Source organism: Burkholderia sp. SIMBA_051 (assembly GCF_046534915.1).
Lineage (GTDB): Bacteria > Pseudomonadota > Gammaproteobacteria > Burkholderiales > Burkholderiaceae > Burkholderia > Burkholderia ambifaria.
The window spans coordinates 447,338-459,323 of the sequence record NZ_JAWRXS010000001.1 but is presented as its reverse complement, the minus strand read 5'-3'; the positions used below and the strand labels follow the sequence as shown (position 1 = coordinate 459,323).

The following is an 11,986-nucleotide window of genomic DNA, read 5'->3' as shown; positions in this document are numbered from 1 at the left end:
CGCCGGTATCCACGTGATGCCGGTGGCGTTTGTCTCCTCTGTCGTCTTTGTTGTTACAATGCCGGCCCGGCTTCGTTGCCGGCGCGACAGGTAGCACGCCTTGCTTCTCATCTGGGCCCCTAGCTCATGCTTGGTTAGAGCAGCGAACTCATAATTCGTTGGTGCCGGGTTCGACTCCCGGGGGGCCCACCAGATTCTCTTCCAGATCATCCCGGGAAGTTGTGCCGTTAAGCATGAGTCGGCCACTCCACCCATCACATTCTGACGAACGGCGACGCCATACCGCGGATCCATGCCGTCGCCATCGGCGCCACATTAGCGTACGGATTTAGCGGCAACCTGCTTATCAAGCGCGTCGTGCGCGCGCGTCGCGCTATCGGCATCCACGCGGTCAGCCAAGACTTGTCCGAGTTGGCGCAGATGGCTTTCCGTGAGGCCGACATTCATGCTGATGCGCATGTGCGCTTGTAATTGCGGCTCCACCCCGGGCATGGCAGCCAACATTGCGACGGTCGCGATTTCGCGGCTCTGCCAATCGAGATTGTCGCGTTCGAAGATGTCGCCGAACAGGTGAGTCTTGAGGTATTCGTCAATCACCGGCGCGAAGTCGAATAGTGGCCCCTTGACCGCGCCACCCGCTAGCTTGGTCTGGTTGGCGGTGCCTGCGGAAAGTAGCGCATCCCCGGTCGGGATCGGACGACTGGGCGCGTGACCCGGTGCATCCTGGACACCACGCTGCCTGCGCGCCTCGAGCACCTTCATCAACTCTCCAAGCGCGTTGAGGCTGCGCGGGAAGCCGGCGTACGCGTAGAGCTGCACCAGGACTTCCCGCATGTCGGTGACGGTCAAGCCGGCGTCCAGCCCTTGATTCAACGCGCCATTCAGCCTGGCAAGATCGCCTTTGGCGGCGAATGCCGCGATCGGGACGATGGCCTGCTGGCGAGTCGACAGTGTTTCCGATGCTATCGATGTGCTTGTCACTTGTTGAGACTCCTGGGTAGTGGGAGCTGCGTGGCATCCTGCCACCAGCAATCCCAAAGACATAATCAAAGCAATGGCTCCATGGCGCCGAATGATTGACTTACCGGGCGTTGTATTGCTCATCCGTCACTTTCTCCAACCACTCGACGTTCTTGCCATCCGCCGTGCCTGTGACAGCGAGGTGCGTCATCGCGTTGGCGGGAGCCGCGCCGTGCCAGTGTTTGACACCTGGCGGGCACCACACGACATCACCGGGATAGAGCTCGCGGATGGGTTTTCCCCATTCCTGCGTATATCCGACGCCGGACACGACGACGAAGTACTGCCCCTTCGGATGGGTGTGCCAAGCCGAGCGCGCACCAGGCTCGAACGTCACCAAACCGCCCGATGCGTTGATGTCTCCGTTGGCCGGCCAAACCGGATCAATCCGTACCTTGCCGGTGAAGTAGGCCGCGGGGCCCGCTATTGAAGGCTGGCTGCCCGGGTGCATGACCTGTTGAGCCGCTGCCGATGCCGGGGCCGTTTGTGGCTCGGCAGCGTCGGTTGCGGCAACATGGCATGCTGCGACGTAAAGGATCGCTTTCAGGAGCGACGAGACTTTCATCTATTCAACCCCTTCGTTCAGCGTGCGGTGTAGCCGCCATCGACCGGCAGTGCGACGCCAACCACGAAGGTGGAGCCGGGACTACATAGCCACAGAACGGCGTCGGCGATCTCCTGTGCCGTGCCGAGTCGGCCAATCGGTACATCCTTCATCATTTCATTCATGACCGCTGCTTCCCCCTTCAGCATATCGACCACCATTGGCGTTTCCACGATACCGGGGCAGATAGCATTGATTCGGATTCCTTGAGATGCGTATTCGAGACTCGCGCTCTTGGTCAGTCCCAGCAATCCGTGCTTTGTCGCGTGGTAAGCCGCTCGACCCGGCACACCAACCAAGCCACCGAGAGACGAATTGTTGACGATCGCGCCATTGCCTTGCGCGCGCATCTGGAGCAGCTCGTATTTCATGCACAGCCACACGCCGCGCAGGTTGATCGCGTTGATGCGGTCGAACACGTCGCTCGAGACGTCAGCAGTTTCGACGGCCGGACTTTGAATGCCGGCATTGTTGAACGCCGCATCCAGGCGCCCGAACGTCTTCACCGTTTGTTCGACGAGCGACTTGACGTAGGCTTCGTCGGAAATGTCGCCGGCCAGGCCGATCACGCGATGGCCCGCCGCCGCAAGTTCTTGCGTCGCTGCATCGAGAACGTCGGCCCTGATGTCCGCGAGGGCGACTGAGGCGCCAGCGTTGGCAAATGCGCGTGCAGCCGCCAGGCCCATGCCGGAAGCGGCACCCGTCACGAGTGCCACCTGGCTGCTGAAGTCGTAGGTGATGGTCATAGTGTGGTTTTCGGAGATATGTGGAACAGGTATTGAGCGTATCGGCAGAGATAGTCGTCGCCGCTCACGTTCCTGATGCCGCTGGCGCCGCATAGCCGGAGCAGCAGACACAACACTGTCAGCGTCACCGGGCAGGACCGGTGAAGCTCATCAATGCCCAACTTGGCCGCCGGCCGAGTAACACGGGATCAGTGAACTTTATTGCTTACGAGACTGGTTCGGTAGATCGTGGAATCGGCATACACATGTGAATCTCTTTCATCAATGTGGAAAGAGATCCTCCGCGACGTGAGCGCAGCTTCGCGAGGGCTGCGGCTCAACGAGGTCCATCGCGCTCGGCACTGAGCCATGCGATGCTCGGTTTGGAAGCCCGCTTGCGCGTACGACTGCTCACGCGCACGACGCGTCGCGTCATCAGCACGGACGTGGGCATACGACTGTCGAACGCGATGGCCAATTGGTGCCGGGGCTTGAGGAATGGTGGCCGCTATTTCCGAACGATCACCTGTATTACGCCAGTCGCCGGCAATTGCCTCCGGCACTTGCATTGGCGATCGACACACTGTGCTGGCGCGAGGGACAGCCAAGCGGACCGAAGCCACCTAGGCGCGCTGGATATTCTGACGAGGCACGGTTCCCGCAATCGCCCAAGCTTCCCGCATCAGGCAATTGACCGTAGCAGGAAGGTTGCCTCGAAATGGTCAATGGCAGTGAAGGCAGCTGGCGCCAGAGAGAATCGAAATGGCGCCAGCGGGTCGGTTTCAGGCGGGCATCGGCTCGCGGCCGAAGGCTTCGAGTTCGCGCGCCAGTGACTGCGCGGCCAGTTCAACCAGTGCGCGGCCTTTTTCGCGCGTGGCCAGACCGGGATCGGAACCGATGCGTCCGTCAGGGAAGCGGGCGCGGAAGTCGAGGGCGTCGCGGATCGGGCCGGTGTTGGCGATCGGCGGCGCGTAGTCGGCCGACTTGATCGAATCGGGGAAGGCCCACTGGGTAATCGCAATCTCGGACGGGGTGGCGTGCGCGCCGTGGCCCGTCGGGAACTGCTCCCGCGCCAGTTCGCCCACGCCTTCAAGATCCCACCAGTTGCAAAGCTTCAGCGCGAAGCCCGCACGGCGACGCGCAAAGCTGGCTTCGGCATAAAGTTCGGAGAACGCAGCATCGATCGATGACACGTTGCCGCCGTGACCATTGAGGAACAGGATTTTCTCGAAACCGTGTGCCGCCAGCGAGCGGGTCCAGTCGCCGATCGCGGCAATGAATGTGGACGGGCGCAGCGAGATGGTGCCGGGAAAGCCGAGGTGATGCTGGGCCATACCGATATTGAACGTGGGTCCCACGAGGATATCGGCGGATTTTTCGGCTTCACGCGCGATGATCTCGGGACACAGCCAGTCCGTGCCAAGCAGTCCGGTGGGGCCGTGCTGTTCGTTGGAGCCGATCGGCACGACGATCGTGCGGCTGCGCGTGAGGAACTGCTCGATTTCGGACCAGGTGGAAAGATGTAGAAGCATGACGACTCCTTGTTACGACTTTGCGGGTAGCTTGTTGGCGAGAATGATCAGTGCAGCGATGATCGGCAGCGTGGCCAGGATCAGCATGCCGAGGTGAAGGTTGCCGGTGGCCGTCTTCGCCCATCCGATGATGGCCGGGCCCCAGAATCCGCCTGAAAGCCCGATCGTGTTGATCAGCGCGATGCCGCCTGCTGCCCCGGGGCCCTTGATGTATTCGGAGGGCATCGCCCAGAACACCGTGTAGGTCATCCACAGTGCGCAGGTACCGAGCGTGAGCAGCACCAGCGATGCGGCGAGATTGCCGTCGACGAGGGTGGACGCGGCCAGCAGCAGGCCCCCGATGGTTGCGGGCACCGCGCTATGGAAACGGCGTTCGCCTGCCCGGTCGGACCGGCGCCCCATGTAGTACATGCCGAACGCCGCTGCAATATAGGGGAGGGCCGAGTACCAGCCGAGTTGTACGGTGTCGCTCACGCCCTGGGCCTTGATGAGGGTCGGCAGCCAGAAGCTGATCGCATAGATGGCGGCGATGATGCAGAAGTACGCGAAGGCCAGCACATAGACCCGGACGTCACGCGCCACCGCCAGGAAAGAGTGATTGTGCCCCGCCGCGGATCCGATCTCGCTCGCGAGCAGGCGCTTTTCCTCCTCGGTCAGCCACGCCGCATCGGCCGGCCGGTTCGGCACGAAGAACAGGGCGAGCACGCCAAGCAGGATACAGGGCAGACCCTCGACCAGGAACATCCATTGCCAGCCGGCCAGTCCGCCGGCGCCCGACAGCGCTGTGATCAGCCACGCCGATACCGGTCCACCGACAATGCCGCCGAGCGGGCCGGCAAGGAACACGACGGCGATGGCGCGCGCCATGCGCTGCGGGCCATACCAGCACGAGAGGTAGTAGATCATGCCCGGGGCAAACCCCGCTTCGAAGATGCCGAGCACGAAGCGCATCGCGTAGAACATCGGCACGTTACGCACGAACAGCATGCAGGCCGAGGTAATGCCCCACAGCACCAGGATGCGGCTGAAGGTCTTGCGCGCGCCGATGCGCGGCAACATCAGGTTACTGGGTATCTCGAACAGTACGTAGCCGATGAAGAAGATTCCGGCGCCCACGCCGTACGCGGCATCGGAGAAGCCGAGGTCGCTTTGCATCTGGAGCTTCGCAAAGCCGATGTTGACGCGGTCGAGGTAGGCGAACAGGTAGCAGCTCAGCAGGAACGGCAGTAGCCGCCAGTTGATCTTGCTGTAGAGGTTTGAGGTGTCGCCTACCGCACTTTCGCTCGGGATTGCCAGCATGCCAGTCTCCAATGTCGTACGTGGTACCGCCCTGATGCATCGGATAGTGGCAGCGCGACGGGCAATCACCAACAGCAACCATGTGCACACTTCGTTGCCTGCAGGGCAACGCATCTGGTATGGTGGCGTCTGGCGATAGTGGCGGTAATCATCGGACGGATGGTTCGACATGCGTGAAATCAATCAGCAGCGGCTGCGCTACTTCCGCGCAGTGCTCGAGCAAGGGACCATCCGCGGCGCCGCCGAGAGCCTGAACACGTCGCCGTCAGTGATTACCCGGCAGATCCGGCTGCTCGAGGACGAGCTTGGCGCGACGCTGTTCGAGCGCCAGGCGCGCGGCGTCAGGCCGACCGAAGCCGCCGCGCACCTGCTCGAGTTCTGGCGCGGCTATCGCTCGCATCAGGAGCGGCTCGAGGATCAGCTCCACGCGCTCAAGGGCCTGAAGCAGGGGCAGGTCCAACTGGTCCTGAGCGAGGGCTATGTGGATGCGCTGGTCAACGAGGTGCTGGCGCCATTCTGTGCGCAGTACCCGTTGCTCGACATCGGCATGGAGATCCTCGGAGTCGATCAGGTGCTCGAAGCCGTGGCGGAAAGCCGCGCGCACCTCGGGCTTGCCTTCAACCCGCCGCCGCACCCCCGTATCGAGTATCTGGCGAGTTCGTCGCAGGCGGTCGGGCTGCTGGTGCGGTCCGACCATCCGCTGGCATTGCGCGGCGGCCCGGCCAGCGTCGAGGACATGTTGTCGTGGCCGCTGGCCATGATGCCGGCATCGTTCGGTGTCGGGCATGCGGCCAAGATGCTCGAATTCGCCGAGAACATTACGATACGGCCGAAGCTGGTCACCAATTCGCTCACGGCGCTCAAGCAGTTCGTCGCCTACGAAAACTACATGACGCTGATCGGCGGCGAATTCGCGGCGTATCGGGAGATCGCCGCCGGCACGCTCACGGTGGTGCCGATCGATCATCCGCTCTTCAAGGGCACCCAGGCGCGGTTGCTCGCGAAGGCAGGGCGGCCGTTACCGGCGGCCGCGCTCAAGCTCCTTGAACATATTCTGCGGGACATGCCGATGTTCGCGCGGGGCGGCGAGTAGGCGAATAAGCGGACAGGTCATCGCCCGGTCGGTTCGGGTGTCGATAGGTGATCGACCGGTCCTTGTCCATCGCTGCAAGCCGCTCGCCGGAATGAAGCAGGATGGGTTGCAGATGCGTTGCCATGCCTGGCAGCGTCATTTTTTACCCCCTTCATTTTTCAGCTTGACTCTCGGTATGCTTGCGTTAGATATTTATCCGATCGGATAAATATCTAACGATGGAGGAGAACGGATTTGAGCGAATCTGATCGATCGACCGCTGCTGGGCGCACGTGTTGTGCTCCTCGGCGCGCGAACTCATGCGAAGGTGTCGCGGCCTCGTCGTCCGAACCCGATCGGCTCGTGCATTCCGCATCGGCCACTGTTCGTCTCCCGCCAGAGAACATCGTCGAGTTCGACGGCGGACCCAGCTGGGTGGGCACCGATGCGCCGGTCATCAAGGCGGATGGCGAGGGGCCGCGTCGAAAGGTGCATCTGAAGCCGTTTGGTATCGAACGGTACGCGGTGACGAACGACCGATTCGCCGAGTTCGTGTCGGCGACCGGCTATCGCACGGATGCCGAGCGATTCGGATGGAGCTACGTGTTCGACGCCTTTCTCGAGCCCGACTGCGTCGCCGAGGCGCCGGCAAACGTACCGTGGTGGCGGTCGGTGCCGGGGGCGTACTGGGCTGCGCCGGAAGGACCGCTTTCGTCGCTCGACGGGCGCGGCATGCATCCCGTCATCCATATTTCCTGGAACGACGCGACCGCGTTTGCACGGTGGTGCGGCGGGCGATTGCCGACCGAGGCCGAATGGGAGCATGCGGCGCGGGGCGGTGCCGATGCCCGACGCTTTCCGTGGGGAGACGAGGAACCGGTGGAAGATGCGCTCTGCTGCAACATCTGGCAAGGCCGCTTTCCCGATCGCTACAGCGGCGGCGACAGAGCCTTCGGAACGGTGCGGGTCGATGCGTTTGCCGCGAATCCGGCGGGCCTCTACAACTGTAGCGGCAATGTCTGGGAGTGGTGTGTCGATGCGTTTCGCGTCAGATCGTTGTCGAGCGCCGGCAAGGCGAGAGATCGGCAGGCGGTCTCGGAGCGGGAGTACACGCTGAAAGGCGGCTCATACCTGTGTCATCGAAGCTATTGCTATCGCTATCGGATCGCGGCCCGAACCGGGCGGCCCACGGATACCTCCGCCGGGCACACGGGATTTCGCGTGGCTTATGATCTGACGCGGAAGTAAGGCCCGGCCCGACGATTTTCCGTCGGGCTCGAGGGCGGGTGGTCAGCGAAAGACGAACGCCAGCACGGCTTCGCAATGGGCTTCCACGGCCTTCTCCCGCAGCGCGTTGATGCCGTGCGCGTATTTGATTTCCGCGGTCAGCAGATACGGGATTTGCGCGATCGCGGTGATCATGTACAGGAGCGTAATGGGATCGATCTTTTCGAGCCCCTTCGTCTGTGCGCTCACGTGCTCGATCAGTGGAATGGTGAGGTTGTGGCGTGGCCGAATGAACGTCTGTGCCATCCACTTCAATCGTTCGGAATCGCGATTGGCTTCCTGCATCATCAGGCGCGCGTGCTCCGGATACTTCGCGCAATACCGGACGTAGTTCCGGATGTACTCCTTCACGACATCGAGCGAGATGCGTCCTACATCCAACCCCGGTGGCTTCGCTTCTTCCATGAAGCGGTCGAAGAGAAAGGTCACGCTTTCCCGCCACAGATTGTCCTTGCTGCCGAAGTAGTAACGAATCATCGCGTGATTGACGCCGGCCACGTCGGCGATATCGCGCACGCTCACCGCATCGAAGCCGCGAGTCGAAAACTGCTCGAGTGCAATGGCCAGAATTTCTGCTCGCGTCTGCCCGCTTCGTTCCTGCTGAGCCTGTCTGACAATCTGCATCGCAACGTTTCCTGAGTCGAGTCATCCGGATTGTGCCTTTCGTTCGAAGGGTTCGCAACGCTGTCACGTGTCCGCATGAATGGCGGCGCGCGTCGTCGGCCTCGCTCGGCGATGCATGCGACCGATGTCGGGGAAAGTCCCAGTGTCCCGGAGACGCATTGCGCTTGACGAGGGTACTGGCGTATCTATAAATTATCCAAGTGGATAGTTATTCAACGAAACGAGTTCTCATGACGCCTGTCGACCGTGATGCCGGTATCGAATTTTCGAATGCGGTGCTTCAACCCTCCTTGTCCTCGCCGATGGCGGAGATTGCCGATCCTGACGAACGCGCGCGGGAAGTCGAAGCCCGCATGACGGACGACGAGCGGTTTTCGATGCTGTACAGCCTGATGGTGCGCATTTTCGGCACGAACGCGCGCGAACCGCGCGTGCCGGCGCATGTCCCCGACATCGGGGGATACGTTCCTGGTGTGCCGCGACTCGGCATTCCGCCTCTGCTGCTGTCCGATGCCAGTCTGGGCGTGCGGGCGACCCATGACGTGAACGAGACGGCCACCGCGCTGCCGGCAGGCCTGGCGCTCGGGGCGACGTTCGATCCAATGCTAGCCACCGCGGCGGGTACGCTGATCGGCAAGGAAATGCGCGAGCGCGGCTTCAACGTCGCACTCGGCTGCGGCATCAATCTCGTGCGCGAGGTGCGCAATGGCAGGAATTTCGAATACCTGTCGGAAGACCCGCTCCTGTCGGGAAAGCTCGGTGCGGGCATGGTGTCCGGTACGCAGGCCGAGGGGGTCATCGCGTTGGTGAAACACGTCTCGCTCAACGCGAGCGAAACGAACAAGTTCTTTCTGGATGCGATCATCGACCCGGCCGCCCATCGGGAAAGCGATCTGCTCGCATTCCAGATCGCGATCGAGACCGGTCGGCCCGGCGCGTTGATGGGCGCATACAATCTGGTCAACGGCGAATATGCGTGCGGTAACAAACATCTCATTCAGGACACCATAAAGGATGCGATGGGGTTCGAGGGATGGGTGATGTCCGACTGGCGCGCGGTCAATAGCTGGGATTACGCGCTCAAGGGCCTGGACCAGCATTCCGGTGCGCAGCTCGACGAATGCGAGTGGTTCAACGAACCATTGCGCCGGGCCTTCGACGAAGGTCGTATCCCCCGGAAACGGATCAGCGAGATGGTGCGACGCATGTTGCGTTCGTACTTTGCGGTGGGCATCGACCGGCCGTCCGCCGCGGAGCCGGTCGACGCGGACGCGCATAACGACGTTGCGCTGGAGATTGCCCGTAAAGGCATCGTCTTGTTGCAGAACCGCGATGCGATGTTGCCGCTGGCCCGGACTGTGCGGCGGATCGCGCTGATCGGCGGCTTCGCGCAGGTTGGCGTCCTGTCGGGATCCGGTTCGAGCCAGGTTCGGCCGCGCGGCGGCTACACGGCGGAGATTCCGTTCAGAAGTCACCCGTTGCTCGGCGCGACGTCGATGTGTTTTTTCGGCCCATCGCCACTCGCGCAACTGCGTGCGCGCCTGCCGGGAGCGACGATCGATTTCGACAGCGGCGCGCATATTGCCGATGCGGTGGCGCTGGCTGAAAAAGCCGACGTCGTGATCGTGAACGCGATTCGACACGAGGGCGAGCGCTTCGATTGCCCCGACATGACGTTGCCGTATGGTCAGGATGACCTGATCGAAGCGGTGGCGCGCGTGAATCCGAATGTCGTCGTCGTACTGCAGACCGGCAACCCGATCGCGATGCCGTGGCGCGACAAGGTGCGGAGCATCGTCCAGGCGTGGTTCCCGGGGCAAGCCGGCGCACAGGCCATTGCCGAAGTGTTGACCGGCGAGGTCAATCCTTCGGGGCGTCTGCCTGTCACGTTCCCCGTCAGCGTCGATCAAACACCGCATCCGCGGTTGCCCGGCGCGGATGTGGAACTCGGCACACCGATTCAGGTGCGTTATCACGAGGGCGCCGAAGTCGGATATCGCTGGTTCGCGCAGCAAGGCGACACGCCGATGTTCGCGTTCGGTCACGGGATGAGCTATACGGACTTTGCGTACAGCGATTTTGCGGTGAGCGGCGGCGACACGGTAACGGCGAGCTTTACCGTCACCAACACCGGCCCGCGAGACGGGGACGACGTTCCGCAGCTTTACCTCACGCATGCGGCCGAAGCGACGCGCATGCGTCTGCTCGGTTTCGAGCGCGTGTGGTTGCGTGCGGGCGCGTCGGTGCGGGTGAGCATGGTTGCTGATCCGCGCTTGCTCGGTTGTTTCGACGCGACAGCGGGGCGGTGGCGCATCGTCGAAGGCGACTATCGGATCGTGCTCGCGCGCTCGGCTGCCCATCACGTCGTCGATGCGACGGTTCGGCTCGAGCATCGTGAATTCGGCAGGTAAGCAACCGGCGCATCGGCTGCGCTGTTTCGGTACGGCGTGCTCGCGTACCGCGCATGGCCGATGGGCGGGGAATTTTCGCATCAGAAATGTACAGGTCGAATGATTCAGGGTGGTTTTTTGCCCAATCGGCTGCAATGGAGACTCTATGGACGAACTCGTGCTTGCGGCGCCCGGCAGGCGCTCCCGCGGACATCTCGGCATTACCCTGACCCTGGCCTTTATCGGCGTCTGGCTTGCATTGATACCGTATCCGATGATGATCCTGCCGATGCTGGCCGAGCGCATCGCGCCAATGGACAAGGCGAATGTGCTTGCGCAGGCGATCGGCGTCGGCGCGATCGTCGGATCGATTGCGCAACCGATCTTCGGATTACTGAGCGATCACACGCGCGCCCGCTGGGGCATGCGCAAACCGTGGATCTTCGGTGGCGCGGTGGCCGGTATGGGCGCGATGGCGATCCTGGCAACGGCTGGATCGCCGGCTCAGCTTGCGCTGGGATGGGCACTGATGGCGCTGTCGTTCAATGCGACCTTGAGCGGGCTCAACGCGATTCTCCCGGATCAGGTGCCGCCCGCCCGGCTCGGATTCTTTTCCTCGATCGTCGGATTCACGCCGCCGATCGGCATTCTGCTGGGCGTGTGGATCGTGCGGCAACTGGCGCCCGATCTCGTGTCCGTCGCGATGTTGCAAGGTGCGATCGCGTTTACCGCCATCACGTGCTTTGTCGTGTTTGCGAATGACCGGAGACTCGAGGAAGGTCATTTCAAGCGGCTGCAATGGAAACGGCTGGCGGCATGTTTCTGGACGAATCCGATCAAGCATCCCGATTTCGCCATCGCGTGGCTATCGCGTGCGTTGGTGCTGTTCGGCGTGAGCTGCCTGCAACACTATCTGATGTTCTATCTGCGCGACCGGATCGGCCTGTCGCAACAGGAAACGCCGCACGCGATGTTCATGTGCCTGCTGGTCGCCACGGCGGCGATGACGGTCAGCGCGTTGCTGTTCGGGCGACTGTCGGACCGCCTGCAACGCCGGAAGGTATTCGTCTTCGTGGCAGGGGTGGGGATGGCGCTCGGTCTGCTGGCCTTGCTGGCCTGCACGACCCTCTCGCAACTGCTGGGCGTGATCGTGTGGATCGGTCTGGCGCAGGGCGCGTATCTGGCCGTCGATCTGGCGTTGGTGACCGAAGTGCTGCCCGATCCCGATACCGCGGCCAAGGACATGGGCGTGTTCCACCTTGCAAACGTGCTGCCGCAATTCGTGCTGTCGCTTTTCGTGACATGGCTGACATTGCCCGGCGGTGCGATCCGTTACGACACGTTGTTCGTGACGGCGAGTTGCGCGACGGCGCTCGGTGCGCTCGTCATCATCTTCATCAAAGCGGTTCGTTGACATCGAACGTCTCTTTATC

General features: G+C 62.4%; 10 protein-coding genes, 1 tRNA gene and 1 pseudogene. 6 read left to right on the top strand and 6 right to left on the bottom strand.

Annotated elements, in window-relative coordinates:
* Positions 1-113 precede the first annotated feature (113 nt).
* Positions 114-192: transfer RNA gene (locus SB771_RS01980), tRNA-Ile, on the top strand.
* Between the two features lie 123 nt (positions 193-315).
* Here the strand turns inward: SB771_RS01980 and SB771_RS01975 are convergent.
* From SB771_RS01975 to SB771_RS01965, 3 genes are read right to left on the bottom strand one after another with little or no spacing between them, the layout of a single operon-like run.
* Positions 316-1,104, bottom strand: coding sequence for a carboxymuconolactone decarboxylase family protein (locus tag SB771_RS01975; RefSeq protein ID WP_244096731.1), 789 nt, complete (start codon positions 1,102-1,104; stop codon positions 316-318).
* Positions 1,082-1,585, bottom strand: coding sequence for a cupin domain-containing protein (locus tag SB771_RS01970; protein ID WP_175659579.1), 504 nt, complete (start codon positions 1,583-1,585; stop codon positions 1,082-1,084). Before SB771_RS01970 ends, SB771_RS01975 begins: the two co-directional genes overlap by 23 nt.
* A 17-nt stretch (positions 1,586-1,602) precedes the next feature.
* Complete coding sequence (locus tag SB771_RS01965; RefSeq protein ID WP_175659578.1) at positions 1,603-2,370, bottom strand: glucose 1-dehydrogenase; 768 nt, start codon at positions 2,368-2,370, stop codon at positions 1,603-1,605.
* 251 nt (positions 2,371-2,621) lie between these two features.
* Here SB771_RS01965 and SB771_RS01960 point away from each other — a divergent pair.
* Positions 2,622-2,825 (top strand): annotated as a pseudogene (locus SB771_RS01960) (LysR family transcriptional regulator); the annotation flags it as partial.
* A gap of 306 nt (positions 2,826-3,131) precedes the next feature.
* Here the strand turns inward: SB771_RS01960 and SB771_RS01955 are convergent.
* Positions 3,132-3,881: a creatininase family protein gene (locus tag SB771_RS01955; RefSeq protein ID WP_175659577.1), complete on the bottom strand. Its 750-nt coding sequence runs from the start codon at positions 3,879-3,881 to the stop codon at positions 3,132-3,134.
* A gap of 12 nt (positions 3,882-3,893) precedes the next feature.
* Entirely contained in the window at positions 3,894-5,180 is a 1,287-nt protein-coding gene (locus SB771_RS01950; RefSeq protein ID WP_175659576.1) for an MFS transporter, read from the bottom strand.
* A 169-nt stretch (positions 5,181-5,349) separates the two neighbouring features.
* Between SB771_RS01950 and SB771_RS01945 the strand changes: the two genes are divergently transcribed.
* The gene (locus SB771_RS01945; RefSeq protein WP_175659575.1) at positions 5,350-6,273 is read left to right on the top strand and encodes a LysR family transcriptional regulator; all 924 of its coding nucleotides are present in this window, start codon (positions 5,350-5,352) and stop codon (positions 6,271-6,273) included.
* 342 nt (positions 6,274-6,615) lie between these two features.
* Positions 6,616-7,500, top strand: coding sequence for a formylglycine-generating enzyme family protein (locus SB771_RS01940; protein ID WP_244096730.1), 885 nt, complete (start codon positions 6,616-6,618; stop codon positions 7,498-7,500).
* 42 nt (positions 7,501-7,542) lie between these two features.
* Here SB771_RS01940 and SB771_RS01935 read toward each other — a convergent pair whose 3' ends face one another.
* On the bottom strand, positions 7,543-8,163 hold the full coding sequence (locus SB771_RS01935) for a TetR/AcrR family transcriptional regulator (RefSeq protein WP_175659573.1): 621 nt from the start codon (positions 8,161-8,163) through the stop codon (positions 7,543-7,545).
* Between the two features lie 230 nt (positions 8,164-8,393).
* On the opposite strand from SB771_RS01935, the gene SB771_RS01930 reads away from it, so the two are divergent.
* Together SB771_RS01930 and SB771_RS01925 are read left to right on the top strand one after the other, a co-directional pair.
* Positions 8,394-10,574 carry a beta-glucosidase family protein gene (locus SB771_RS01930; protein WP_208446585.1) on the top strand — a complete coding sequence of 727 codons (2,181 nt, stop codon included), beginning with the start codon at positions 8,394-8,396 and terminating at the stop codon, positions 10,572-10,574.
* A gap of 145 nt (positions 10,575-10,719) precedes the next feature.
* A complete protein-coding gene (locus tag SB771_RS01925) occupies positions 10,720-11,967 on the top strand; it encodes an MFS transporter (RefSeq protein ID WP_175659572.1) in 1,248 nt (415 codons plus the stop codon).
* The last annotated feature ends 19 nt before the right edge of the window (positions 11,968-11,986 follow it).